This window comes from Nonomuraea sp. LP-02 (assembly GCF_036289125.1).
Taxonomy (GTDB): domain Bacteria; phylum Actinomycetota; class Actinomycetes; order Streptosporangiales; family Streptosporangiaceae; genus Nonomuraea; species Nonomuraea bangladeshensis.
The window spans coordinates 992,220-1,017,944 of the sequence record NZ_JAXCLK010000001.1 but is presented as its reverse complement, the minus strand read 5'-3'; the positions used below and the strand labels follow the sequence as shown (position 1 = coordinate 1,017,944).

The window sequence follows — 25,725 nt, the reverse complement described above, 5'->3', positions numbered from 1 at the left end:
GGGGCGGACGGGATGAAGTTCAAGGACGGTTACTGGCGGATGCGGCCGGGCGTGCGGGCCTCGTACGCCGCCGCGGCCCACGACGTGACGGCGGACCAGGCGGGCGGGTCCCTACGGATCCTCGCGCCCACCCGGCCGATCACCCACCGCGGCGCCACCATCGACGGCCCGGTCCTGCGCGTGGACGTCTCCTCGCCGATGCCGGACGTGATCAGCGTCCGCGTGGTGCACCTCGCCGGGTCGGTGCCGGACTCCCCCGTCTTCGAGCTGCGCGGGGAGCCGGTCGCGGCCGGGATCGACGTGGACGCCGGCCACGCGAGCCTGACCAGCGGCTCACTCACCGCGCGGCTGCGCAGGGACGCGCCGTGGGAGCTGGCGTTCAGCGCCGGCGGCAGGGAGCTGACCCGCGGCGACGGCAGGAGCCTCGCCGTCATGGAGGACGCCGGCGGGCGGCACTTCCTGGTCGAGCAGCTCCGGCTGGGCGCCGGGGAGCTGGTGTACGGGCTCGGCGAGCGCTTCGGCCCGCTGGTGCGCAACGGGCAGAGCGTCGACATCTGGAACGACGACGGCGGCACGGCCAGCGAGCTGGCCTACAAGAACATCCCGTTCTACCTGACCAACCGCGGCTACGGCGTGTTCGTCAACCATCCGGGGCGGGTGTCGTTCGAGGTGGGGTCGGAGACGGTGTCGCGGGTGCAGTTCAGCGTCGAGGGGCACGAGCTGGAGTACCTGGTGATCCACGGCCCGACGCCGGCCGACATCCTGCGCCGCTACACCGCGCTGACCGGCCGTCCGGCGCTGCCGCCCGCCTGGTCGTTCGGGCTCTGGCTGTCCACGTCGTTCACCACCGACTACGACGAGGCCACGGTCACGTCGTTCGCGTCCGGGATGGCCGAGCGGGACATCCCGCTCAGCGTGCTGCACTTCGACTGCTTCTGGATGCGCCGCTACCGCTGGTGCGACTTCGAGTGGGACCCGGAGACGTTCCCGGACCCCGAGGGCATGCTGCGCCGGCTCAAGGAGCGCGGGCTGCGGGTGTGCGTGTGGATCAACCCGTACATCGGGCAGGCGTCGGCGCTGTTCGACGAGGGCCGGCGGCTCGGCCACCTGCTGCGCCGCCCGGACGGCACCGTGTGGCAGGACGACCACTGGCAGGCGGGGCGCGCGCTGGTCGACTTCACCTCGCCGGCCGCCCGGGAGTGGTACGCGGGCAAGCTGCGCGCGCTGCTCGACATGGGCGTGGACGCGTTCAAGACCGACTTCGGCGAGCGCGTCCCCACCGACGTGGCCTACGCCGACGGCTCCGACCCCGAGCGCATGCACAACTACTACACGCTGCTCTACAACGAGACCGTCCACGACGTGCTGGCCGAGCGCGGCCCCGCCGTGCTGTTCGCCCGGTCGGCGACCGTCGGCGGGCAGCGGCTGCCGGTGCACTGGGGCGGCGACTGCGAGTCCACGTTCGAGGCGATGGCCGAGTCGCTGCGCGGCGGGCTCTCCCTCGGCCTGGCCGGGTTCGGGTTCTGGAGCCACGACATCGGCGGGTTCGAGGGCCGGCCGGATCCCGCGGTGTTCAAGCGGTGGGTGGCCTTCGGGCTGCTGTCGTCGCACAGCCGGCTGCACGGCAGCTCGTCGTACCGGGTGCCGTGGCTGTTCGACGAGGAGTCGGTGACCGTGCTGCGCGCGTTCACCAGGCTCAAGGCGCGGCTCATGCCCTACCTGTACGGGGCCGCGGTGCGCGCGACCACGGACGGGCTGCCGGTGATGCGGGCGATGCAGCTGGAGTTCCCCGGCGACCGGGCCTGCGACCACCTCGACGCCCAGTACATGCTGGGCCCGGACCTGCTGGTCGCGCCGGTGCTGTCGGCCGGGGGCGAGGTCTCCTACTACGTGCCCGCCGGCGAGTGGACCCGCCTGCTGGACGGCGGGACGGTGACGGGCCCCGGCTGGCACACCGAGGTGCACGGCTTCGACAGCCTGCCGCTGCTGGTGCGGCCGGGCGCGGTGCTGCCGGTCGGCGCGCGCGAGGACCGGCCCGACTACGACTACGCCGACGGCGTGACCCTGCGGGCGTACCGGCTCGCGGACGGCGATCACCGCACTGTTACCGTTCCCACCGTGGACGGGGGCATCGGGGCGGTCTTCGAGGTGTCGCGGGACGGCGAGCGGGTGCGGGCCCGGCGCGTCGAGGGCGCGGCCACGTCCTGGAACCTGCTGGCCGGCGGTGTGCGGGCGACCGCCGGGCCGGACATCGACGAGATCGAGATCATCCTTGAAGGAGCAGCATGACGACCTTCCCCGAGAGCTTCCTGTGGGGCACCGCCACCGCCGCCTACCAGGTCGAGGGCGCCTGGAACGAGGACGGCCGCGGCCCGTCCATCTGGGACACCTTCTCGCACACCCCTGGCCTGGTCGCGGGCGGCGACACCGGTGACCTCGCCTGCGACCACTACCACCGGCTGGAGTCCGACCTCGACCTGCTGGCCGGGCTCGGCGTCGGCGCCTACCGCTTCTCGATCTCCTGGCCGCGCGTCCAGCCGGGCGGCACCGGCGGGCTGAACGAGCCCGGCGCGGCCTTCTACGACCGGCTCATCGACGGCCTGCTGGCCCGTGGCATCGCCCCCGTCGCCACCCTCTACCACTGGGACCTGCCGCAGGAGCTGGAGGACGCGGGCGGCTGGCCGGCCCGCGACACCGCGCTGCGCTTCGCCGAGTACGCCCGCCTGATGGGCGAGCGGTACGGCGACCGCGTGCACACCTGGATCACGCTGAACGAGCCGTGGTGCTCGGCGTACCTGGGCTACGCCTCCGGCGTGCACGCCCCGGCCCGCACCGATCCGGCCGCGGCGCTGGCCGCCGTCCACCATCTCAACCTCGGGCACGGCCTGGCGGTGCAGGCGCTCCGCTCGACCGCGGCCAGGGACGCGCAGATGTCGGTCACGCTCAACCTGCACCACGTGCGCGGCGTGTCCGAGGCGGACGCGGCGGCGGTGCGCAAGGCGGACGCCCTGTCCAACCTGGCCTTCCTTGGGCCGATGCTGGAGGGCGCCTACCCGCGCGACCTCATCGAGGCCACCTCCTCGGTGACCGACTGGTCGTTCGTGCGCGACGGCGACGAGGCCGCCGCCCGCCAGCCGCTGGACGTGCTCGGCGTCAACTACTACAACCCGACGCTGGTGCGGCACTGGGACGGCTCCGCCGCGAAGGAGACGGCCGACGGCCACCAGGACGGGGCCGCCTCCCCGTGGATCGCCTGCGAGGACGTGGAGTTCGTACGCCAGCCCGGCCCGTACACCGAGATGGGCTGGAACATCGACGAGACCGGCCTGACCGAGCTGCTGCTGCGCCTGGACCGCGACTACCCGGGCCTGCCCCTCATGATCACCGAGAACGGCGCCGCGTTCCCCGACCCGGTCGGGCCGGACGGGCTGGTCCACGACGCCGACCGGGTCGACTACCTGCGCCGGCACCTGTCCGCCGTGGCCGAGGCCATCGCGGGCGGCGCGGACGTGCGCGGCTACTTCGTGTGGTCGCTGATGGACAACTTCGAGTGGGCGCACGGCTACGCCAAGCGGTTCGGCATCGTCCGGGTGGACCGGCAGACGATGGAGCGCACCTGGAAGGACAGCGCCCACTGGTATCGCGACGTGGTGGCCGCGGGCAAGCTGCCCGAGTGAGCCGCTACGGCTTGCGCCCCACCCCGCCGACGAAGGTGTGGTAGGTGATCCCGAGACCGGCGTCGTCGCCCTCGTCCGGCCGCCATTCCGGCAGCGGCACGAGGCCGGGCTCCAGCAGCTCCAGGCCGTCGAAGTAGGCCAGCAGCTCCTCGCGGGTGCGCCAGCGGCCGGTGCCGAGATGCTCGTTGAACAGCCTCTCGGCCTCGGCCGCCTGCGCGGCGACCTCGGGGTGGGCCGCGCCCGGGTTGTGGAAGTGGGAGATGACCACGTGGCTGCCGGGGGCGAGCGGCGCCACCAGGCGGGCCACGATGCCGGCCGGGTCCTCCTCGTCGGCCAGGTGGTGCAGCAGCCCGAACATCAGCAGCCCCACCGGCCGGTCGAAGTCGATGAGGGCGCGCGTGCGCGGGTCGGCGAGGATGCTCTCCGGCTCGCGGGCGTCGGCGTGCACCACGGCCGTCGTGTCGTCGTCGGCGAGCAGCGCCCCGCCGTGGACCTGCACCATCGGGTCGTGGTCGACGTAGACGACGTGCGTGCCGGGCGCGACCGCCTGGGCGATCTCGTGCACGTTGCCCTGGGTGGGCAGGCCGGAGCCGACGTCGATGAACTGCCGGACGCCGGCCTCGCCCGCGAGGTGGCGGACCGTGCGCCGCAGGAACGCGCGGTTGGCCCTGGCGGCCTGCGGCGCGTCCGGCGCGATCTTCAGCGCCAGCTCGGCGACCTGCCGGTCGGCGGCGTAGTTGTCGGTGCCGCCGAGCATGAAGTCGTAGACGCGCGACACGCTCGGCCTGCTGGTGTCTATCCCCTGTGGTGCGCTTTCCTGATCATTGTCGGGCATCACCGGCTCCTTGGGGTACGGGGGGATTACGCCGGTGATCTTAACCCGTCACCAGCCGTCGAGGTGAAGAACGTCGTCAAGCGGCTGCCTGCGGGCCGGCTTGAACGTCTCGCCCGTGTAGTAGGCCGTGGGGATGAGCGCGCCCTGCCGGACGTCGGCCGGGATGCCGAGCAACTCGGCGATCTCGGTCTCGTACACCAGGTGCAGGCTCGTCCAGGCGGTGCCGAGGCCGCGGGCGCGGGCGGCCAGCATGTAGCTCCACGCGGCCGGCAGCAGCGACCCCCACAGCCCGGCCTGGTTGCCCTCGGGCAGCCTGGGCGCCTCGATGCAGGGGATCACCAGGACCGGCGCCTCCCCCATGTGCTCGCCCAGGTAGGCGGCGCTGTCGGAGACCCGCCGCTGCACCGCCGCCCGCTCCGGGTCGTCCTGGAACAGGGCGCCGGCCGACGATTTCGAGGCGAGGTAGGCGCGGGTGGCCCGGCCGTAGTAGTCGCCGATCGCCTTGCGCCGCTCCGGGTCGGTGACCACGACCCAGTGCCAGCCCTGGGCGTTGCCGCCGCTGGGGGCCTGCAACGCGATCTCCAGGCACTCGCGGACGAGTTCCATCGGCACGGGCCTGGTCAGGTCGAGGCGCTTGCGGACGCTGCGGGTGGTGGTGAGCAGCTCGTCGGGTGTCATGGGCCCATCATGCCAACCCGCCACGCCCGCGCCAGGGAGGCTCAGGCGGCGCCGAGCCGGAGGCCGGGGCCGAAGGCCCCGCCGAGGACCGCCATCGCGGGCAGCGGGCGGTCGGCGAAGTCGAAGAGCGCCTGGTTCTCCCACGCGTTGCCTGAGGACGGGTCGGCCGGGTCCCAGCCGTTGCCCGGCACCCCGGTCCAGGTCGCCTCCCAGGTGAACAGGCCGAGGCCGAGACCGTTCGGGACCTGCCTGACGATGTCGGCGACCTTCGCCAGCATGGCCGACTGCCCCTGCGGCGTGGCCCGGTAGCCGGGGTACGGCTCGGGCGAGCCGATGAGGTTCTCCCAGCCGTCGTCGTCGGCGGTGGTGAAGGGATAGCCGGTCTCCACCACGACGATCGGCTTGCCGTAGCGGGTGGCGACGTCGTTGAGGTTGGCCTGGAAACCCTCTAGCGTCCCGTGCCAGTACGGGTAGTACGACACCCCGATGACGTCGTGCCTGATGCCGTACGCGGCGGCGTTGTCGAACCACCACCGGTACAACCCGTTGTCGCCGCCGTTGGCCAGGTGCAGCACGACCTTGGTCGCGGGCGAGACCCGTTTGACGGCGTCGTGGCCGGCGTTCAGCAGCGCGGCGGTGTTCGCCCAGTTCGCGTTGGAGCCGTCGGGCCAGAGCAGGCCGCCGTTGATCTCGTTGCCGACCTGGACCAGGTCGGCGGGGGTGCCCTGGCGGCGCAGCGCGTCGAGCACGTCGTAGGTGTGGTCGGCGACGGCCTGCCGGAGCCGGTCGAAGCTCAGCGACTCCCACGCCGCCGGCTTGTACTGCTTGCCGGGGTCGGCCCAGGTGTCGGAGTAGTGGAAGTCGACGAGCAGCTTCAGCCCCTGGGCCTTGGCCCGCTTGGCGACGGCGAGCACCCTGGCCTTGGTGTTGTAGCCGTCGGCCGGGTTCACCCAGACCTTGAGCCGGATGAAGTTGAGCCCCGCCTGGGACAGGACGCGCAGGGCGTCGGCGCGGCGGCCGAGCGCGTCGCGGTAGACGCCGCCGAGCGCCTCGGACTTGGCGAGGCTGGAGACGTCGGCGCCGCGGATCGCCAGGCGCGCCCCGGGGCCCTGCGCCTGGGCGGGCTGGGCCGCCAGTGCGGCGGCGGTGAGTAACAGCAGGGACAGGACGGTCAGGATGCGCCTCATGCGCGTTCTCCTTCGGTTCGGGGGGTTTCCTCGACGACCGTGACGGCGCTGGCCGCGACGGTGACCCGGCCGTCGCAGCGCTCGCCGTCGAACACGCTGACGCCGGTCACCCCCTCGACCGTCACCGGCTCGTCGCCGTGGTTGATGAGGAACACGTGGCGGCCCCGGCGGACGAGCTCCAGGTGCTCGGGCAGGCCGCGCGGCCGCGACACGCCCGCGCGGTCGAGCACCTGGCCGAGCAGGTCCCGGAGCGCCCGGCCGCCGGTGGGGGCGGTGCTGAGGTACCAGGCGGTGCCCGCGCCGAGGTCGTGCCGGGTGAAGGCGGGGTGGCCGGCGTCGGGGCCGCCGGCGAAGGCGCGCACGGTGACCGCTCCCGCCGGGCGCACCCGCTCCGACCAGATCCGCCCCCGCACGGCCTCCGTCCCGGCCGCGTCCGGCTCGGTGGTCAGAGGAACGGTCTCGTCCTGCCGCAGCGGGTGGAACTCCTCGACCGAGAGGCCGAGCAGCTCGCGCAGCGCGCCCGGGTGGGGGCCGGGGTGGATGGCGTCGTGCTCGTCCACGATGCCGGAGAAGTACGACACCAGCAGGTGCCCGCCCGCCTCGACGTACCGGTGCAGGTTCTTGGCGCCGGCCTCGGTCAGCAGGTACGCGCTGGGCGCCACCACCACCCGATACCCCGAAATATCAGCAGAAGGGTGGACGAAGTCCACGGTGACGTGCTCCCGCCACAACGCCTCGTAGAAGGCGTCCATCCGCTCGCGGAAGGACAGGTCCACCGACGGCCGCCAGTCCAGTTCCAGTGCCCAGTACGACTCCCAGTCCCAGACCAGCGCCACCTCGGCCCGCACCCGGCTCCCCCGTACCCCGGCCAGCCGCCGCAGGTCGGCGCCCAGCCGGACCACCTCGCGCCACTGCCCGGAGTCGGTCCCGGCGTGCGGCACCAGCCCGGAGTGGAACTTCTCGGCCCCGAACCTGGAGGCCCGCCACTGGAAGAACAGCACGCTGTCGGAGCCGCGCGCCACGTGGGCGAGGCTGTTGCGGCGCATCTCGCCGGGCCGCTTGGCGAGGTTGCGCGGCTGCCAGTTGACCGCGCCCGCCGAGTGCTCCATGAGCATCCAGGGCGCGCCGCCGGCCACCGAGCGGGCGAGGTCGGCGGACATCGCCAGGTCGATGTGGTTGTCGGGCTGCTCGGCGCGCAGGTAGTGGTCGTTGGCGACGACGTCGAGCTCGCGGGCCCACTGCCAGAGGTCGGTGGACTTGCAGTTGACGGTGCCGGCGAAGTTCGTGGTGACGGGCAGGTGCGGGGTGAGCTCGCGCAGGATGTCGCGCTGGAGCGCGTAGTGCTCGCGGTGCTGGCCGTCGCTGAAGCGGGCGTAGTCCAGGCGCTGGGCCGGGTTGACGACCGTGTGGTTGAGGCGCGGGGCGTCGATCTGCGACCAGTCGGTGTAGGTCTGACCCCAGAAGGTGGTCCCCCAGGCGTCGTTCAGCGCGGAGATGTCCTGGTACGTGGCACGCAGCCACGTCCGCCAGGCGGCCACGCTGTGCTCGCAGTAGCACTCGCCGAGCGGCGCCCCGTACTCGTTGTGCACGTGCCACATGGCCACGGCCGGATGGTCGCGGTAGTGCTCGCCCAGCGCCCGCACCAGCCGGGCGGTCGCCTCGCGGAAGGCCGGCGCGCTGGAGCAGGCGCTCTGCCGCCCGCCGAACCCGATCCGCACGCCTTCCCTGGTCACCGGCAGCACGTCGGGGTGCGCGGCGACGAACCAGGCGGGCGGCGCGGCCGTCGGGGTGGCGAGGTCCACGGCGACGCCGGCCGCGTGCAGCCGGTCGAGGATCTCGTCCAGCCAGCCGAAGTCGTAACGTCCCTCGGCCGGCTCCATCAGCGCCCACGAGAACATGCCCAGGCTGACCAGGTTGACCCCGGCCTCCCGCATGAGGGCCGCGTCCTCCTCCAGGACCTCGCGCGGCCACTGCTCTGGGTTGTAGTCCCCGCCGAAGGCGAGGCCGGCAGGACGCTCCGGATACATCCATCCCCCTTGGAAAGCTTCTGTGAACGTGCACAGTAATCCCTCTCCGCATCGTTGGGAACAGCCCGGGGACGGATCAGGGGTTTTCCGTGGGTTAACGAGAACGTAACGCCTCTTGACGGGCATTTCAGCGCTGTTCCACTCTGTGCACGTTCACAGAACCTTACGGAGGTACGCATGCGCGCCAACCGTCTCGGAGCAGCGCTGGCCGTCGCCCTCACGGCCACCCTCGCCGCCTGCGGGTCCGGCGAGCCCGCCCCCCAGAGCTCCGCGGCGCCGCAAAGCTCCGCCCCCGCGGCCCAGGGACCGGTCAAGCTCACCTACTGGACCTGGGCCCCCAACATGGACAAGATCGTGGAGGTCTGGAACAAGGCACACCCCGACATCCAGGTCACGGTCAGCAAGCAGGCCGGCGGCGACGACGCGGCCGCCAAGTACCTCACCGCCGCCAAGGCCGGCAACCCGCCCGACCTGGTCCAGGCCGAGTACCAGCACCTTCCCTCGTTCATCGCCGCCGACGCGGTGGCCGACATCAAGGCCGAGACCGCGGCCATCCAGGGCGAGTTCACCGAGGGCCTGTGGCGCCTGGTCACGCTCGGCACCGAAGGCGTCTACGGCATCCCGCAGGACAGCGGCCCGATGATGCTCTTCTACCGCCAGGACCTGTTCGACAAGTACGGCATCGAGGTGCCGAAGACCTGGCAGGAGTACGCCGACGCGGCCCGCGCCGTGCGCAGGAAGGACCCGAAGGTCCACCTCGGGACGTTCTCCAGCAAGGACCCGGGAGCGTTCACAGGCTACGCCCAGCAGGCCGGCGCCCAGTGGTGGTCGATCGAGGGCGAGTCCTGGAAGGTGAACATCGCCGACGAGGCCACCAGGAAGGTCGCCGACTACTGGGGCGGCCTGGTGAAGGAGGGCGCCGTCGACGACATGCCGTACTTCACCCCCGAGTGGAACAAGGCGCTCAACGACGGCAAGCTGCTCACCTGGCCGTCCGCCGTCTGGGCGCCCGGCGTGCTGTCGAGCAACGCGCCCAAGGCCAAGGGCAAGTGGGCCGCCGCCCCGCTCCCGCAGTGGAACGCCGGCGAGAACGTCAGCGGCTTCTGGGGCGGCTCGTCCACCGCCGTGTCGGCCAAGACCCCGAACAAGGCCGCCGCCGCGCAGTTCGCCACCTGGCTCAACACCGACCCGGAGGCGATCGGGCTGCTGGTCGAGGAGGCCGCGATCTACCCGGCCGCCACCAAGGCCCAGTCGTCGCTCGGCGAGGCCCCCGAGTACTTCTCCAACCAGCCCGACTTCTGGCAGCAGGCCGCCGCCGTCTCCGCGGGCGCCCGCGGCTTCACCTTCGGCCCGAACGTCGGCGTGACGTACAACGCCTTCAAGGACGCCTTCGACAAGGCCGTGCAGAACAAGTTGCCCTTCGCCGAGGCCGTGCAGTCCATGCAGGACGCCACGGTCGCGGACATGCGCAAGGCCGGCTTCCAGATCGCGCAATGAACCAGGGACGTAGGAGCGCCTGGCCGTACCTCTTCCTGACCCCGGCGGTCGTGCTGTTCACGCTCTTCCTCGCGGTGCCCATCGGCTACACCGTCCACCTGGCGATGCGCCGGACCAAGGTGTCGGGGCTCGGGCTCGGGAAGGGGGCGCGGCGGGAGGTGTTCGTCGGCTTCGACAACTTCTCCGCCGCGCTCGCCGACGCCGAGCTGTGGCAGGGCTGGCTGCGGGTGCTCGGGTACGGCGCGCTGGTGCTGGTCGTCATGCTCGGCCTCGCGCTGCTGTTCGCGCTGCTGCTGGACTCGGCGCGGGTGCGGCTGGCGCGCTTCTCCCGGATCGCGATCTTCCTGCCGTACGCGGTGCCGGGGGTGGCCGCCACCCTGCTGTGGGGCTTCCTCTACCTGCCCTCGCTCAGCCCGATCCGCTCCGTGCTCGACGCCGACCTGCTCGGGGCCACCACGGTGACGTACTCGATGGCGAACGTGGCGGTGTGGGGCGGCACCGGCTTCAACATGCTCGTGCTCTACACCACGCTCCGGGCCATCCCGCGCGACCTGTACGAGGCCGCCCGGCTCGACGGCGCCTCGGAGCTCCAGATCGCCGTCCGGGTCAAGATCCCGATCCTGACCCCGGCGATCATCCTCACCACGGTGTTCTCGATCATCGCCACCATCCAGGTGTTCACCGAGCCCACCACGCTGCGCCCGCTGACCAACACGATCAGCTCCACCTGGAGCCCGCTCATGAAGGTCTACCGGGACGCGTTCGTCACCGGCGACCTGTACTCGGCCGCCGCCACCTCGATCGTCATCGCGGCGGTCTCGCTCGTCCTGTCGTTCGGGTTCCTGCGCGTGGTCCGCAACCACGCCTTCGGGGAGGGCTGATGGCCGGGGTCACCGCCACCTCGCACCGCCGCCGCGGCGCGGCCGTTCAAGGACCGTGGGGCATCGCGCCGACCGCGCTGCTGCTCCTCGGGGCGATCTACTGCCTGTTCCCGGTGTTCTGGGTGTTCATCGCGGCCACCAAGTCGCCGGGCGAGCTGTTCAGCACCTCGACGCTGGCGTTCGGCACGGGCTTCCTCGACAACGTCGAGCAGCTCTTCGCCTACCGCGACGGCGTGTTCTGGCTGTGGGCGGGCAACACGCTGCTCTACGCGGGCGGCGGGGCGCTGCTGTCCACCGCGGTCTCGGCGATCTCCGGGTACGCGCTGGCGAAATACCGCTTCCCCGGCCGGAACGCCATCTTCAACATCCTCATCGGCGGCATCCTGGTGCCCGCCGTGGTGCTGGCCATCCCGCAGTACCTGCTGTTCAGCAAGGTCGGGCTGGCGGACACGTACTGGGCGGTGCTGCTGCCGCAGATCCTGCACCCGTACAGCATCTACCTGGCCCGCATCTACGCCTCGGCGGCCATCCCCGACTCGCTGCTGGAGGCGGGCCGGATCGACGGGGCGGGCGAGGGCCGGCTGATGGCGCGGGTGGCGATGCCGCTCATGGTGCCCGGCATGGTGACGATCTTCCTGTTCCAGTTCGTGGCGATCTGGAACAACTTCCTGCTGCCGTTCATCATGCTGGGCGACGACGGCAAGTTCCCGCTCACGGTCGGCCTCTACACGCTGCTCATGGCCGGGGCCAACCAGCCCGCGCTCTACAACCTGATCCTCACCGGGGCGTTCCTGTCGATCGTGCCGCTGATCGCGTTGTTCCTCACGATGCAGCGATACTGGAGGACCGATCTGTCCTCCGGAGCCGTGAAATGAAACGCCCTACGATCCACGATGTGGCCGCGGCCGCGGGCGTGTCCCGCGGCACGGTCTCCCGCCTGCTCAACGGGGACAAGTACGTCAGCCCCGCGGCGCGCGTGGCCATCGAGCGGGCGATCTCCGAGACCGGCTACGTCGTCAACCGCGCCGCCAGGAGCCTGGTCACCCAGCGCACCGGCTCGGTGGTGATGGTGCTGTCGGAGCCGCACGAGAAACTGTTCGAGGACCCCAACTACAGCACGCTGATCCGGGTCGCGATCAGGATGCTGGCCGAGCGGGACCTGTCGCTGGTGATGATGATGGCCGGCGACGAGGGCGACCGCGAGCGGGTGGTCCGCTACGTGCGCGGCGGCCACGCCGACGGGGTGCTGCTGGTCTCCACGCACGCGGGCGACCCGCTGGTGCAGGCCCTGGGCTCCGGCGGCCCGCCCGCGGTGTCGGTCGGCGCGGTCATCGGCCACGAGAACGTCATCCCGTACGCGGCCGCCGACGAGCGCCTCGGCGCCCGGCAGATGACCGAGTACTTCGTCCGCCAGGGCCGCCGCAGGATCGCGATGATCACCGGGCCGATGGACACGCCGGGCGGCATCCAGCGCCTGGAGGGCTTCGCCGAGGTGCTGGGCCGCAAGGCCACCCAGCGGCTCATCGCGCACGGCGACTGGACGCAGGCGAGCGGCGAGCGGGCCATGCACGAGCTGCTGGAGCGCTCCCCCGACCTCGACGCGGTCTTCGTCGCCTCCGACCTGATGGCGGCCGGGGCCCTCGCGGCGCTGCGCGCGGCCGGGCGGCGGGTGCCGGACGACGTGGCGGTGGGCGGGTTCGACGACTCGGCGGTGGCGGTCTCGACCCATCCGCCGCTGACCACGATCCGCCAGCCGCTCGCGAAGATGGCGCAGGAGACGATGCGGCTGCTGTTCGCGCTGCTGGACGGGGCCGGTCCCGTCGAGCCCGTGGTGCTGCCGACCGAGCTGGTGGTACGGGAGTCCGCCTGATCGGGATAAATGGCAGAAAGTCGGGATCTTCCGGGGTCTGACGTCGTACGATCATCGGCAACGTCCCCCGTGACGTCGCAGGCAGGAGGAGCCGAGGGTGGCCGAGAGCGAGCAGGAGCGCGCGCCGCGCGGGATCGACACGACGAGACCCAGCGTCTCGCGGGTCTACGACTTCATGCTCGGCGGCAAGGACAACTACGAGGCCGACCGGATGGCCGCGCGGCGGGCGCTGGAGGTCGCGCCGGACGCGCCCCAGGCGGCGCGGGCCAACCGCGAGTTCCTGGGCCGGGTGGTGCGCTTCCTCGCCGGCGAGGCCGGCATCCGGCAGTTCCTCGACATCGGCTCCGGCCTGCCCACCCAGGGCAACGTGCACGAGATCGCCCAGGCGGTCGCGCCCGGCACGCACGTCGTCTACGTCGACCACGACCCGATCGTGCTCGTCCACGGCCGGGCCCTGCTGGCCGTGGACGACACCACCACCGTGGTCGAGGCCGACCTGCTCGACCCCGAGGCGATCCTGCACAACCCCGAGGTCCGGCGGCTGATCGACTTCGACCGGCCGGTGGCGCTGCTGCTGCTGGGCATCCTGCACCACCTGGCCGACCACGAGGACCCCGGCGGCATCACCCGGCGGCTGATGGACCGTCTGGTGCCCGGCAGCTACCTCGCCGTCTCCCACTTCCACAACCCCGGGCCGGAGCTGCCCGAGGTGTCGCGGCAGGCGTACTCGGCGGAGAAGATCTTCAACGAGACGATGGGCACCGGACGGTGGCGCACCCGCGCGGAGATCCTCGCCTACTTCGACGGGCTGGACCTGCTGGAGCCCGGCCTGGTGCCGCTGCCGGAGTGGCGGCCGGGCGAGGACGACCACGCCATGCCCGGCATCACGTACCACACGTTCGTGGGCGGGGTGGCCCGCAAGCCCGAGCTCTGACGGCTCAGAGCGCCCCGGCGTAGACCCAGCGCCCGTCCAGCCGGACGAACCGGCTGTGCTCCTCCATCTCGCCCGGCCGCCCGCGCTCCACGTAGTGGGCGCGGAAGCGGACCGTGCCCTCGGTGTGCACGACGCTGCCACCCGTGGCGGCCAGGACCTCCAGCCGGGTCCAGCGCAGCCGCCGGTCGAGGTCGAGCCGGACCGGGCGGCCCGCCGGATGCCAGGTGCGCAGCAGGTAGGCCGCGTCGCCCACGGCGAACGCGCTGAAGCGCGAGCGCATGAGCTGCTCGGCGGTGACCGCCGCCGCCTCGCCGCGGTGCAGCTTGCCGCAGCAGTCGTCGTAGGGGGCGGGCAGGCCGCAGGGGCACGATCGGGCGGGCATGCGCCCTATTGTGCACCCAGCCGGCCGGCCAGGGCGGTCAGGGTCGCGCCGAGCGGGGCGTCCACGAGCAGCGCGGCGTCGGCGTCGCCGCCGGTCGGGCCCTGGTTGACAATCGCGATCGGGACGCCGCGCGCCGCCGCCCGCTGCACGAACCGCAGCCCCGACCTGATCGCCAGCGAGGAGCCGAGCACGAGCAGCGCCCGGGCGCTCTCCACGACGGCGAAGCACTCATCGACGCGCGGGCGGGGGACGTTCTCGCCGAAGAACACCACGTCCGGCTTGAGCAGGCCGCCGCAGCCGGTGCAGTCGACCACGCGGAACCCGGCGACCTGCTCGTCCGTGAGCACCGCGTCGCCGTCGGGGTTGATCACGTCGCTGGTGGCCGCCCAGCCGGGATTGGCCTCGCGCAGGCGGCGGTCCAGCTCCGCGCGCGAGGTGCGCTCACGGCAGCTCAGGCACATCACCCGGTCGAGGCCGCCGTGCAGCTCGATCACCCGGTCCGCGCCGGCCGCCTGGTGCAGGCCGTCGACGTTCTGGGTGACGATGCCGCTGACCAGGCCGTGCCGCTCCAGCGCGGCCACGGCCCGATGCCCGGCGTTGGGCCTGGCCAGGTCCATCTGCCGCCAGCCGACGTGGCTGCGCGCCCAGTAACGCCGCCGCGCCTCGTGGCTGGCGACGAAACGCTGGTAGGTCATCGGCTCGGCCTGCCGCGCCCGCCCGGTCGGCCCCCGGTAGTCGGGGATGCCCGACTCGGTGGACAGCCCGGCGCCGCTCAGCACCGCCACCCCGCCCCGGCCGACCAGCTTGTCCAGCTCGTCCAGGGCGCCGGGTGACGCCTCCATGGTGCTGCCTCGTGTCACGCCTTCCATGGTGCCCGACGCGGTGACGTGCCCGCGTCGCCCCCTCCCCGCTACCGCAGGACGCCGGCCGCGGCGAGTTCGGCCGTCAGGCGGCGGCGGGCGGGCTCGGCCAGGTGGTCGAGGGCGTGCGGGTCGGCGGCCAGGCGGCTGACCGGGGCGACCAGGAGGTGGTGCAGGCGGATCGAGCGGCCGGAACGCAGGTTGACGGCGAACGTCCCCGGCCCCCGCCCGTCGGGGCCGGCGCCCGCGACGACCTCCGTGCAGGGATCCCAGGCGGCCTCGTGAGGGCCGGGGGCGGCGGGCCCGGCGACGGAGCAGGCCGCCAGCCGCCCGGCCGGCAACCCCGGCAGCCGCTCCAGCCACCGCCGCAGGAGGATCGCGACCTCGTCCGGCGACATGGTGCCCGGCGCGTCGAACTCCGTCCACCGGGCCAGGTCGTGGCCCGCGCGGGGCGGGCGGCACAGCACGTCGCCCACCGTCCAGGGCGCGCGCACCCCCATCCGGTACGGCCGGACCCCCGCCGGCCGTACCCCCGCGAGCCCGCCCGCCAGCAGCTCCGCCGACTCCTCCGCCGCCTCGGCGGTGACGCCGGGCGCGCCCACGGCCAGCTCGCCCGTCACCGGAACGCCCGGCGGGAGCGCGGCCCGCAGGCGGCGCAGGTCGGCGGCCCCGCCGGTGAGGCCGGTGGCCACGCCCAGGAAGTCGACGCGGGTGAGCATCACCGTCAGCCCCCGGCACCGGGCCAGCGCCTCCCCCGGGAGCGCCGCCGCCCGCGCCACGTCCAGCCGCCCCGCCCACGGCCCCCCGCCGCCGGGCAACGGCCGGTCCCCCGCGACCCACCGCACCGGCTCGACGCCCCCGCGTCCCGAGCCGGCGAACTCACATCGCAGTGCCTGCCCGTCAGGAGAGGCGGCGGATCCGCACCAGGGCGGTCTGATGAGCTGCTCGGGCGACCAGCCGTCCCACCTCACCCCGGCCAGCTCCGGGACGCGCCGCAGCGCCCCCCGGTGCTCGGCGACGTGGCGCCCGCACAGGGTCACGCCCTCCCCCAGGGCGGCCACCAGCGCGAACCCGGCCGGGAGCTGGTCGGCGCGGTCGATCACGACGTACGCCCGCCGCCCGCGCGTCACCTTCCTGGCCAGCTCGATCTCGGGCGCGAACAGCTCGCACCGGCGGGCGGCGCCGAGCAGGTCGCGGCTGCTCTCCTGGCTGCCCTCGGTGAGCTCCAGCCCGTCCACAGCGAGCCGGACGGCCGGATCGGCGGCCAGGCCCAGCGCGGCGCCGACGGCCCGTACGTGGGCGTCGTCGTACGCCCCCCGCGCCAGGATGGCGGCCGCCGCCCGCCCGATCAGCGCGGTGAGCGGCCCTCCTGGACGCCGGTCGGCGGCGGCCCGCAGCCGGGCGGGGTCGGCGAGCCGCCGGACGAGGTGCTCGTTGAGGTCGAGGAGCGCCATCCCGGCGGGCGGCGTCACCACGGTGGTGAAGTCCGCCAGCGGAGGCACGACGAGCACGTCCATCAGGCGCGTTCCTCCGTCCAGGGACGGGGACGGGGACGGGGGCACGGCCCGGCGCCGGGACGCTGGGCGGGCCGCAGGTAGACGCAGCGGAGCACGGCGGCGAAGCGCAGCCCGCCCTCGCGCAGCCAGCAGTCGTCGGGCCCCGGCAGGGCCTCGGTGAGCGTGAGCCGGTCGCCGGCGGCCCCGGCCAGGGCGGCCAGCTCGGCGATGAGCGAAGGGGCGCGGGTGTCGACGTAGAGGGGGTTCCGGCCGGCCGGACCGGCGGCGGCGAAGAAGGTGCGCGGCAGGTCGTACGCCTCGCGCAGCCGGGCCATGGCGAGCAGCAGGTCGCGCTCGCCCGAGCCCGAGGCGTGCCGCAGCGACTCGGACGCGGCCCGCCCGAGCTGCCAGCGCCGCCGCGCGAGCACGACGTTCCCCCAGGTGAGGCGGGGCAGGGCGGGCAGGCAGGGAAGGGCGGGCGGGCGGAGCCCCGGCAGCGCGAGCGCGGTGCGCAGGGCGCCGGCCGGCCCGCCGTTGTGGAACATCAGCGTCTCGCCGGTGCCCTTGGCGCGCAGCACGGCCCGGTGGCCGTCGCTGTGGACGTAGAGCTCGCCGAGGCCGAGGCGGCGCCGCCGGGGGCCGGCCGTCGCGCCGCCGTGCTCCAGGACGGGGCCGGGCAGCTCCAGCGGGGGCAGGCCGTCGGCGCGCGGCGCGACGACGTTGAGCGCGGTGAAGCCGTCGAGCACGCGGGCCACGGCGGCGTCCCGCTCGGCGACGAGCGCGGCGCCGTCGCGGACGGGCGGCGGCTCCCACGGGCCGAGCCTGGGCGCGTCGTGGAGCGCGTCGACGACCAGCGGGGTGACACCCCCCTCGTACGCCTCCAGCGACGCCGCCGCCACCATGACGTCGGCCGCGCAGAGCACGGGCGCGCCCGGCGGCACGGGCTCGCCGGCCACCGCGGCCAGGTCGAGGACGGCGGCGCCGGGCGGCGCGGTGCGGACCAGCCCGGCGATCCGGTCGCCGTGGCACACCTCGAGGTCGCCGGCCGCGCCCAGCGCCTCGGCCAGCGCGAAGGTGCCGGCGCCGAGCCGTGCGGCGAGCAGCCGGTTGGTGCGCAGCCGGGTCAGCTCGGCCTCCTCGGCGAGCAGGGCGAGCGCGGCCGGCACGCGTTCGCGCAGGTCGGCGGCGAGCGGACCGCCGGCGGTGAGGCGGAGGGTGCCGGCGGCGGCCTCGTGCACGATGAGGCGTTCGTCGCGCCCGGCCCGCTGCCCGCCGCCGGAGAGTGCCTCGATGCGGCTCTGCACGGCCAGCTTCACCTCGGGCGCCGCTGCGGGGTAGTGCTCCAGCAGGCCGGCGATCTCGCGGACGCGGCGCGCGACGGGCAGGTCGGCGCTCCCGGCGGCGCGGGGGCCGGCGAGCGGGCGCCGCCGCTGCTGCGCGGGCACGCCGCGGGCGGCCACGAGGCCGTGTTCCGGCACGGCGGGCTCGTCGTCGCCGGGCAGCCGCGCCAGCAGCCAGCCGACCGGGTCGGGGACGGTGGCGGGCGGGCACAGGTCGTGGGTGAGCAGCCCGCGGCGCACCGCGACGGCGAGCGCGGCCGAGGCCCGTTCCATGCTGATGCCGCAGTCGGCGGCGATCTCGGCGACGGTGCGGCGGCCGTCGCAGCGGGCGGCGAAGGCGGCGGCGTCGCGCGGGGGCTCCGCGCCGGCGCGCAGGCGGGGCACGAGCCCGGCGACGACGAAGGGGTCGGCGAGGAGGCGCTGCTGGAGCGCCTCGCCGACGCGGGCGGCGGGGTAGGCGAGGCGGCTGCCGAGCTCGCGGTATCCGGCCCAGGAGTAGCCGCTGGGGAGGGCGGGCTCGACGCGGGCGGCGCCGGTGGGGGCGTGGAAGCCGGTCGGGGCGGCCCGGGTGGCCAGCCGCTGCACGTGGGAGGCGAGCTTGGCGGGGTCGGCGGGGCCGCGCCGCAGCTCGCGGTAGGCGGCGGGGGCGGAGCAGACGAGGGCGTCGAGGAAACGCTCGTCGGAGGTGACGCCGGCGACGGCCGCCCTGGTCAGGGCGGTGTCGGCGGCGACCACCTCGGTGAGGGCGAGCCTCGCCTCCTCCAGCAGGCCGGTGACGTGGTTCCAGTCGGCGAGCCAGTCCTCGGGGCCCGGGGTGCCGGGCGGCAGGGGCCGCAGGCGGCGCAGGCGGCCGCGGAGCCCGCGCGGCAGCCGGGAGGTTTCCGTCCGGCCGGCGTGCGGGCCGGCCGGACGGGCCTCGCGGCGGGCGGGCGCGCCGGCGAGCAGGCCGAGGGCCCGCGTCTCCAGCAGCGCGACGGCGGCCGCGGTCTCCGCGGCCCTGGGGCAGGCCAGGGATTGGACGAGCTCCCAGGGGAACCCGGCGGTCCTGACGACCGCGGCCGGCAACAGGGTCCACTCGCGGTCTTGCAACGTGCCGGGTTCGCCCATGTACACGTTCCCCTTTCTCGTGGTTATTTTTCGGAATGCGGTAACACAGATATTTACAAGATCATTTACTTCTGTCAATGTGTTCCGTGCCGAGAAATCGTCACACTCGGCTAACCCTCAGCACCGAATAAATCCTCATCAAAACCGACATGTCGCCTCATGCGAGTCACGGACGTTTACTTTCCGTAGTCGCGGGCATATCAGGGCCGCACAACCCGCCCATGACGGCGGATCGATCGGCGGATAATTTCTCCTAGGAATGGCGGGTAATTGTCCGCCGGTTGTTCGCGCACGGCCCGCTCACCCTGTTTTCCGCACCCGCCGCGCTGGGCACGACCACCGGGACGGGGGAACGACGGCGCGGAATGAGGGACGGCCGTGGCGAATGGCGGTGAACGGCGGCGCGTTGGCCCCTCCCTGCCGACGCCGGTGTTCCTGGCGGCGCTCGCCTGCGTCACCGCGGCGCTGATCGCCCTCGACGCGCTCACCGGCACGGCGGTGCGCCTGCTGCCGCTACTGGTCTTCCTGCCCTCGATCGCGTCGGGGCTCGGCAACGTGCGCCAGACCGCGTTCGCGTCCGTGTGGGTGGTGCTGGTGATGGGCGGCACGCTCGCCTACCTCGGGGCCGACCTGGACGACAACCTGCTCGCCGCGGGATTCACGGCGCTGTTCGGGGTGGCGGCCGTGATCAGCTGCCGCTACCGGGTGCACCGCGAGGAGGAGGTCTACCGGCTGCGCTCGGCCGCGGCGGCGCTCCAGCGGCAGATCGTCCGCCCGCTCCCCCTGCGCAGCGGCGACGTCGTGGTGGACGGCCTCTACCAGCCGGTCGAGGAGGACGCGATGGTGGGCGGCGACATGTACGAGGTGGCCCCCTCTCCCCACGGCACCCGCCTGCTCATCGCCGACGTGCAGGGCAAGGGCCTGCCCGCGATCGGCACCGCGCTCGCCGTGCTCGGGGCCTTCCGCGAGGCCGCCTACCGCGAGCCCACCCTGATCGGGGTGGTGGAGGCGATGGAGTCGGCGGTGACCCGGCACAATCTGGGCGCCCACCGCGTCGGCGAGCCCGAGCGCCTGGTGACCGCCCTGGTGCTGGACATCCGCCGCGGCCCGGTGGTGGAGGCGGTCAACTGCGGGCACATCGCCCCGTACATCATCCACGACGGGCGGGCCTACCAGGCCGCGCTCGGCGAGCCCGGGGTGCCGCTCGGCCTGGCCGGGCTGGCTCCCGGGCCGCGTGCCGTCGCCTGGTTCGCCTTCCCCAGCGGGGCGACCATGCTGCTGTGCACCGACGGCGTCACCGAGGCCCGCGACAGCGCGGGCTCGTTCTACCCGCTGGCGGCGCGGCTGCGGACGTGGGCCAGGCATCCGCCCCGCCGCCTGGCCGAGACCGTCGGCGCGGACGTACGGAGCTTCACCGGCGCGCCCCCGCGCGACGACATCGCGATCCTGACTCTGACCAGGACCCGCGCCTCGTCATGAACCACTGCGGCAAGTAGCGCGTATCTCCACACATCGGACACGTGGTGTTCCATGGAGGTGTCGTGGAGCTCAGCCTGCTGCGTACACAGGCGCACAGCCCGTCGTACTTCTCACTGCTGCGCGGCTCGGCCGGAGAGCGCGCACCGGTGGACTTCTGCATACCGTGCAACCCGTACTTCCCGACGCCCGAGATCTTCGAGCACCTCGGGAGGAATCTGGAGACGATACTCAAGTTCTACCCGAGCGACGCCGGCACGATCACCGCCGAGCTCTGCGCCACGCTGGGGCTGCACCCCCAGACGGTCGCCATGGGCAACGGCTCCACGGAGCTGATCACCTGGATCGACCACCTGCTGGTGCGCGAGAGCCTGGCGGTGCCGATCCCGACCTTCGGCCGGTGGACCGACCAGCCGCTGGAGACCGGCAAGCGGGTCGACATGTACCCGCTGCTGGAGAGCCGCAACTTCGCCCTCGACGTGGCCGACTACGTCTCGTTCGTCCGCACCCGCGGCGCGCGCGTGGCGGTCATCTGCAACCCGAACAACCCCGACGGCGGCTATCTGCCCAAGCACGAGGTCGTCCGGCTGATGGACGAGCTCATCGACCTCGACCTGGTGATCGTCGACGAGTCGTTCGGCGAGTTCGTGGACGCCGAGCCGTACCCGGGCGTGGCGGCCGAGGCCGCGGTGCGGCCCAACGTGATCGTGCTGCGCAGCCTGGGCAAGAACTTCGGCCTGCACGGCGTCCGCTTCGGCTACATGGTCGCCAACCCGGCGCTGGCGGGGCGGGTGCGCGACGCGCTGCCCAAGTGGAACCTCAACTCCTTCGCCGAGGTCATGGTGTTCATGATGAAGCAGTTCGGCGCCGAGTACCAGGAGAGCCTGCGGCGCCTGTCGAGCGACCGGCGGGCCATGTTCCAGCAGCTCAGCACCATGCCGGGGCTGTCGGTCTACGCCTCGCAGGGCAACTTCCTGCTGGTCAAGCTGCCGCCGGGGCACGACGGGGTGCCGCTGCGCGACCACCTGCTGACCGAGCACGGCGTCTACGTCCGCGAGTGCGGCAACAAGCTCGGCACCACCAGCCAGTTCCTGCGCCTGGTGGTGCGCCCCCAGGAGGACGTGCGGCGGTTGCTCATCGGCATGACGCAGTTCCTGTACTCGGGCAGCCTGCACGAGATCCCGGTGATCGGCCTGCACCACCGGCACGCGAACCCCCTGTCCGCCTGAGCGACGCTTGGGGCGTATAGCGTACGGTACGCTGTACGCCAAGCACGGAGCTCCCGGGACGATGTACGCTGTCCCGGCTAACTCCTTACGCCCTAAGCAATCTCGCCGACAAAGGGGTCCCGTGGTTCCCACGCACCGCCACGACCACACCGCCGCCGACGGCCACGACCTGATCCAGGTCCGTGGCGCCCGGGAGAACAACCTCAAGGACGTCTCCCTCGACATCCCCAAGCGCCGGCTCACCGTCTTCACCGGAGTGTCCGGCTCGGGCAAGTCCTCCCTCGTCTTCGACACCATCGCCGCCGAGTCGCGGCGGCTCATCGACGAGACCTACAGCGCGTTCGTGCAGGGCTTCATGCCGAGCCAGGCCCGCCCCGACGTGGACGCCCTGCACAACCTGAGCGCCGCGATCATCGTCGACCAGGAGCGCATGGGCGCCAACGCCCGCTCCACCGTGGGCACCGCCACCGACGCGCACACCATGCTGCGCATCATCTTCAGCCGCGTCGGCGTCCCCCACGTCGGCTCCGCCTCCGCCTTCAGCTTCAACCTGGCCGAGGGCATGTGCCCGGCCTGCGAGGGCCTCGGCAAGGCCATGGAGATCGACGTGGACGCGCTGGTCGACAGGGAGCTGTCGCTGAACGAGGGCGCCGTCAAGGTCCCCGGCCACGCGGTGGACAGCTGGCTCTGGCAGGTCCTGGCCGCCTCCGGCCTCTACGACCCCGCCGTCAAGCTGAAGGACTTCACCCCGCAGCAGTGGGACGACCTGCTCCACAAACCCCCCACCAAGATCAAGTACGGCTCCAACACCTTCACCTACGAAGGGCTCGCCGTCCGGGTCCGGCGCAGCTACCTGGGCAAGGACCGCGAGTCGATGCAGCCGGCCGCCCGCGCCTTCGCCGAACGGGCGCTCAAGCTGACCACCTGCCCCGGCTGCGGCGGCTCCCGGCTCAACGAGGCGGCCCGCTCGGCCAGGATCGCCGGGCGCAACATCGCCGAGTGCTCGGCCATGCAGGTCGACGACCTCGCCGCGTTCGTCCGCGGCCTCTCCGCCGAGGCCGTCGGCCCGGTGCTGGACGGCCTGCTCGCCACGCTCGACTCGCTGACCGGCATCGGCCTCGGCTACCTCAGCCTGGACCGCGAGTCGGCCACCCTGTCGGGCGGCGAGGCGCAGCGGGTCAAGATGGTGCGCCACCTCAACTCCAGCCTCACCGACGTCACCTACGTCTTCGACGAGCCGACCGCCGGGCTGCACCCGCACGACGTCCAGCGGATGAACGACCTGCTGCTGCGGCTGCGCGACAAGGGCAACACGGTGCTGGTCGTCGAGCACAAGCCGGAGACGATCGCCATCGCCGACCACGTGGTGGACCTCGGTCCGGCCGCGGGCGCCGGCGGCGGGCAGGTCTGCTACGCGGGCGACCTCGACGGGCTGCGCGCCTCCGGCACGCTCACCGGCCGCTACCTCGGCCACCGGGCGCGGCTGCGCGAGCGGCCCCGCACGCCCTCCGGCCACCTGCGGATCGAGGGCGCGAACCTGCACAACCTGCGCGACGTCACGGTGGACGTGCCGCTCGGCGTGCTGACCGTGGTCACCGGCGTGGCCGGGTCGGGCAAGAGCTCGCTCATCCACGGCTACGTCGCCGGACGCGAGGGCGTGGTCGTGGCCGACCAGTCGCCGATCCGCGGCTCGCGCCGCAGCAACCCGGCCACCTACACCGGCCTGCTCGACCCGATCAGGGCCGCCTTCGCCAAGGCCAACGGGGTCAAGCCGGGCCTGTTCAGCGCCAACTCCGAGGGCGCCTGCCCGGCGTGCAAGGGCATCGGCCTCATCTACACCGACCTGCAGATGATGGCCGAGGTCGCGTCGGTGTGCGAGAAGTGCGAGGGGCGGCGCTTCACGCCGGAGGTGCTGACGTACACGCTGCGCGGCAAGAACATCAGCGACGTGCTCGGCATGTCCGTGGCCGAGGCCGCCGGCTTCTTCACCACCGGGCAGGCCAAGGGGATCCTGGAGCGGATGTCCTCCGTGGGCCTCGGCTACCTCGGGCTGGGGCAGCCGCTGACCACGCTGTCCGGCGGCGAGCGGCAGCGGCTCAAGCTGGCCATCCACATGGCGCGGGGCGGGACGACGTACGTGCTGGACGAGCCCACGACCGGCCTGCACCTGGCCGACGTGGACCAGCTGCTCGGGCTGCTGGACCGGCTGGTCGAGGACGGCAACTCGGTGATCGTCATCGAGCACCACCAGGCCGTGATGGCGCACGCCGACCGGATCATCGACCTCGGTCCCGGCGCGGGTCACGACGGCGGCCGGGTGGTCTTCACCGGCACCCCGGCCGAGCTGGTCGCGCACGGCGACACGCTCACCGCCACGCACCTGCGGCAGTACGTGGCCGGCTGAGGGCCAAGACTCAGACCGCCAGGCGGGCGAGGACCCGCGCGAACTCCGGCGGCGGGGCCACCACCAGGCGGGTCTGGCCGCCCCTCATGACGATGTCGGCCTTGATGAGGGTCAGCCGCCCGCCGTGCCACCAGTGCACCTCCGGGCTCAGCCCGCCGGTGCGGGCGGCGTGCACGCGCAGCCGTTCGATGGCGCGCACCACGCCGATCCCGTCCACCGGGTGCACGAGCAGGGTGTACGGATCCGGCAGCACCACCAGCACGCCGTCCGGCGGCACCGGCAGGTAGTCGGCCAGCCACCGCAGGTGGGTGGCGGCCGACGGCGCCCTCACGGTGAGCCGGAGCACCGGCGTGCCGGACAGCTCGATGGACTCCACCGGCAGCCGCTCCTCGCGGCGCACGTTCGCCACGGCCAGGTCGAGCGCCTGCGCCGTGGGCACGGGCCAGCACCCGGCCTCCTCGGGCCGCACCGGGCGGCCGCCGGCGGTCAGCAGCTCCACCAGGTCGGCGTTGAGGTGGCGGCCCACGATCCTGGCCGGGTCGGCCAGCTCGTCCACCGACTCCACGCGGGTGCGCAGCAGCGGGGCGGCCTGCTCCAGGTCGCACAGGTCGGCCGGCTCTCCCGCGGTGGCCACGGCGTGCGCCAGGTGCTCGCTGACCAGCACGGGCCAGTCCTCCCTGGCCCGCCGTCCCGCCTCGCGGCGCAGCCCGGTGAGCCGGACGGTCAGCGTGGGCTCGCCCCGCAGCGTGAGCGAGCCGCCGTCGGCGGCGAACTCGCAGGTGAAGCCCCGGGACTCGGCGACCAGCGCGAGCAGCGAGTCGAGGTCGGCGTCCGCGGCGGGCCGGCGCGCGGGCTCTCGCTCTCGCTTGAAAAAGCTCACGCGCACTGTCCCTTTCTTCCGGATTCGTCCCTCCTAGGTTGCCTGCTCCCCATCGCGGTCCGGACCAGACAGGGAGCACGATTCGGTATCGATAACTCCAAGTCTTCCCAGCCAGAGGCTCATTTGCGGCGACCCGTGACCCGCCGGAAGCCCGGCCAGGACGGGCACGCCGAGCGGCGCCAGCCGGTCCCGCAGCACCGGGTAGGGATCGCCGCACTCCACCCACGACCCGAGCGCGATCCCGCGCACCCCGTCGAACGCCCCGGCCTGCAGCAACTGGGTGAGCATCCGGTCGATCCGGTACGGTTCCTCCCCCACGTCCTCAAGGAACGCGAGCCGCCCCTCGAAGGACGGCTGCCACCGGGTCCCGCACATGGACGCCAGCAGCGACAGGTTGCCCCCTGACAGCTCGCCCTCGGCCCGGCCGGGCACCAGCACCCGATCGCCGCGCACGCTCTCCTGCGCGCCCGACAGGGCCGCCTGGAGGCTCGCCCAGGTGCGCGGCTCGGGGCCGTTCTCCCCGCCCAGCAGCTCGCAGGCCGGCATCGGGCCGTGCAGGGTGGACACGCCCAGCTCGATCGCGAAGGCGTTGTGCAGCGCCGTGATGTCGCTGGAGCCGAGCAGCACCTTGGGCCCGGCGGCGCGCATGGCGTCCCAGTCGAGCAGGTCGAGCAGCCGCCCCGCGCCGTAGCCGCCGCGGCAGCAGAACACCGCCTTGACCGCCGGGTCGCACCAGGCGGACTGCAGGTCGGCGGCGCGGTCGGCGTCCGCGCCCGCCAGGTAGTCGAGCTCCTGCCGGTCGAGCACGTGCGCGCCCACGACGACCTTCAGTCCGAGCCCTTCCAGCCGCGCCACGCCCTGCCTGAGCAGGGTCGCGGAGGGCGGGCCCGAGGGCGCGACGATCGCGACCGTGTCACCGGGCCGCAGGTCAGCTTGCTGCATCGATCAACTCCTGGACATGGGCC

At 73.3% G+C, this 25,725-nt stretch carries 20 protein-coding genes; 10 read left to right on the top strand and 10 right to left on the bottom strand.

The genetic code is table 11. The annotated features are described in order from the left end of the window. Nucleotides 1-12 precede the first annotated feature (12 nt). Both yicI and SMD20_RS04710 read left to right on the top strand, forming a co-directional pair. Nucleotides 13-2,289, top strand: coding sequence for an alpha-xylosidase (gene yicI, locus SMD20_RS04715; protein WP_329575273.1), 2,277 nt, complete (start codon nucleotides 13-15; stop codon nucleotides 2,287-2,289). Beyond that, nucleotides 2,286-3,677 (top strand): GH1 family beta-glucosidase, encoded by a 1,392-nt coding sequence (locus SMD20_RS04710; RefSeq protein WP_329575270.1) that lies wholly within the window; start codon nucleotides 2,286-2,288, stop codon nucleotides 3,675-3,677. The genes yicI and SMD20_RS04710 overlap by 4 nt, the downstream gene beginning before the upstream one ends. 4 nt (nucleotides 3,678-3,681) lie before the next feature. On the opposite strand, the gene SMD20_RS04705 is transcribed toward SMD20_RS04710, so the two are convergent. The 4 genes from SMD20_RS04705 to SMD20_RS04690 are packed head-to-tail and all read right to left on the bottom strand — an operon-like array spanning nucleotide 3,682 to nucleotide 8,404. Continuing rightward, nucleotides 3,682-4,512: an SAM-dependent methyltransferase gene (locus tag SMD20_RS04705; protein WP_329575266.1), complete on the bottom strand. Its 831-nt coding sequence runs from the start codon at nucleotides 4,510-4,512 to the stop codon at nucleotides 3,682-3,684. 48 nt (nucleotides 4,513-4,560) lie between these two features. After that, entirely contained in the window at nucleotides 4,561-5,190 is a 630-nt protein-coding gene (locus SMD20_RS04700) for a nitroreductase family protein (protein ID WP_329575264.1), read from the bottom strand. A gap of 41 nt (nucleotides 5,191-5,231) precedes the next feature. Then, nucleotides 5,232-6,377, bottom strand: coding sequence for a glycoside hydrolase family 53 protein (locus SMD20_RS04695; protein ID WP_329575261.1), 1,146 nt, complete (start codon nucleotides 6,375-6,377; stop codon nucleotides 5,232-5,234). Then, complete coding sequence (locus SMD20_RS04690; protein WP_329575258.1) at nucleotides 6,374-8,404, bottom strand: beta-galactosidase; 2,031 nt, start codon at nucleotides 8,402-8,404, stop codon at nucleotides 6,374-6,376. The genes SMD20_RS04695 and SMD20_RS04690 overlap by 4 nt, the downstream gene beginning before the upstream one ends. 177 nt (nucleotides 8,405-8,581) lie before the next feature. On the opposite strand from SMD20_RS04690, the gene SMD20_RS04685 reads away from it, so the two are divergent. The 5 genes from SMD20_RS04685 to SMD20_RS04665 all read left to right on the top strand — a co-directional run bounded on the left by SMD20_RS04685 (nucleotide 8,582) and on the right by SMD20_RS04665 (nucleotide 13,586). Further along, entirely contained in the window at nucleotides 8,582-9,901 is a 1,320-nt protein-coding gene (locus SMD20_RS04685) for an ABC transporter substrate-binding protein (RefSeq protein ID WP_329575256.1), read from the top strand. After that, nucleotides 9,898-10,782 (top strand): carbohydrate ABC transporter permease, encoded by an 885-nt coding sequence (locus SMD20_RS04680; RefSeq protein WP_329575254.1) that lies wholly within the window; start codon nucleotides 9,898-9,900, stop codon nucleotides 10,780-10,782. Before SMD20_RS04685 ends, SMD20_RS04680 begins: the two co-directional genes overlap by 4 nt. Then, complete coding sequence (locus tag SMD20_RS04675; protein ID WP_329575253.1) at nucleotides 10,782-11,657, top strand: carbohydrate ABC transporter permease; 876 nt, start codon at nucleotides 10,782-10,784, stop codon at nucleotides 11,655-11,657. Before SMD20_RS04680 ends, SMD20_RS04675 begins: the two co-directional genes overlap by 1 nt. Nucleotides 11,658-11,677: 20 nt before the next feature. Continuing rightward, complete coding sequence (locus SMD20_RS04670) at nucleotides 11,678-12,652, top strand: LacI family DNA-binding transcriptional regulator (RefSeq protein WP_329575250.1); 975 nt, start codon at nucleotides 11,678-11,680, stop codon at nucleotides 12,650-12,652. Between the two features lie 97 nt (nucleotides 12,653-12,749). Then, nucleotides 12,750-13,586, top strand: coding sequence for an SAM-dependent methyltransferase (locus SMD20_RS04665; protein WP_329575248.1), 837 nt, complete (start codon nucleotides 12,750-12,752; stop codon nucleotides 13,584-13,586). A 4-nt stretch (nucleotides 13,587-13,590) separates the two neighbouring features. Here the strand turns inward: SMD20_RS04665 and SMD20_RS04660 are convergent, their stop codons facing one another. Genes SMD20_RS04660 through SMD20_RS04645 form a run of 4 tightly spaced genes read right to left on the bottom strand, consistent with a single transcriptional unit; the run spans nucleotide 13,591 to nucleotide 18,771 of the window. Further along, nucleotides 13,591-13,968: a YchJ family protein gene (locus SMD20_RS04660; protein ID WP_329575244.1), complete on the bottom strand. Its 378-nt coding sequence runs from the start codon at nucleotides 13,966-13,968 to the stop codon at nucleotides 13,591-13,593. A gap of 5 nt (nucleotides 13,969-13,973) precedes the next feature. Next, nucleotides 13,974-14,837 (bottom strand): NAD-dependent protein deacetylase, encoded by an 864-nt coding sequence (locus SMD20_RS04655; protein ID WP_442942442.1) that lies wholly within the window; start codon nucleotides 14,835-14,837, stop codon nucleotides 13,974-13,976. A gap of 41 nt (nucleotides 14,838-14,878) precedes the next feature. Next, a complete protein-coding gene (locus SMD20_RS04650; RefSeq protein WP_329575239.1) occupies nucleotides 14,879-16,345 on the bottom strand; it encodes a hypothetical protein in 1,467 nt (488 codons plus the stop codon). Next, complete coding sequence (locus SMD20_RS04645; protein ID WP_329575237.1) at nucleotides 16,345-18,771, bottom strand: hypothetical protein; 2,427 nt, start codon at nucleotides 18,769-18,771, stop codon at nucleotides 16,345-16,347. Before SMD20_RS04645 ends, SMD20_RS04650 begins: the two co-directional genes overlap by 1 nt. 378 nt (nucleotides 18,772-19,149) lie before the next feature. On the opposite strand from SMD20_RS04645, the gene SMD20_RS04640 reads away from it, so the two are divergent. The 3 genes from SMD20_RS04640 to SMD20_RS04630 all read left to right on the top strand — a co-directional run bounded on the left by SMD20_RS04640 (nucleotide 19,150) and on the right by SMD20_RS04630 (nucleotide 23,880). Next, nucleotides 19,150-20,250, top strand: a complete 1,101-nt coding sequence (locus SMD20_RS04640; protein WP_329575234.1) for a PP2C family protein-serine/threonine phosphatase — start codon at nucleotides 19,150-19,152, stop codon at nucleotides 20,248-20,250. 62 nt (nucleotides 20,251-20,312) lie between these two features. Further along, the gene (locus tag SMD20_RS04635) at nucleotides 20,313-21,476 is read left to right on the top strand and encodes a pyridoxal phosphate-dependent aminotransferase (RefSeq protein ID WP_329575231.1); all 1,164 of its coding nucleotides are present in this window, start codon (nucleotides 20,313-20,315) and stop codon (nucleotides 21,474-21,476) included. 121 nt (nucleotides 21,477-21,597) lie between these two features. Then, nucleotides 21,598-23,880, top strand: coding sequence for an excinuclease ABC subunit UvrA (locus tag SMD20_RS04630; protein WP_329575228.1), 2,283 nt, complete (start codon nucleotides 21,598-21,600; stop codon nucleotides 23,878-23,880). Nucleotides 23,881-23,890: 10 nt separating this feature from the next. Here the strand turns inward: SMD20_RS04630 and SMD20_RS04625 are convergent, their stop codons facing one another. Both SMD20_RS04625 and SMD20_RS04620 read right to left on the bottom strand, forming a co-directional pair. Further along, nucleotides 23,891-24,760 carry a hypothetical protein gene (locus SMD20_RS04625; RefSeq protein WP_329575225.1) on the bottom strand — a complete coding sequence of 290 codons (870 nt, stop codon included), beginning with the start codon at nucleotides 24,758-24,760 and terminating at the stop codon, nucleotides 23,891-23,893. Between the two features lie 33 nt (nucleotides 24,761-24,793). Then, nucleotides 24,794-25,702: a S66 peptidase family protein gene (locus tag SMD20_RS04620; protein ID WP_329575221.1), complete on the bottom strand. Its 909-nt coding sequence runs from the start codon at nucleotides 25,700-25,702 to the stop codon at nucleotides 24,794-24,796. Between the last annotated feature and the right edge of the window lie 23 nt (nucleotides 25,703-25,725).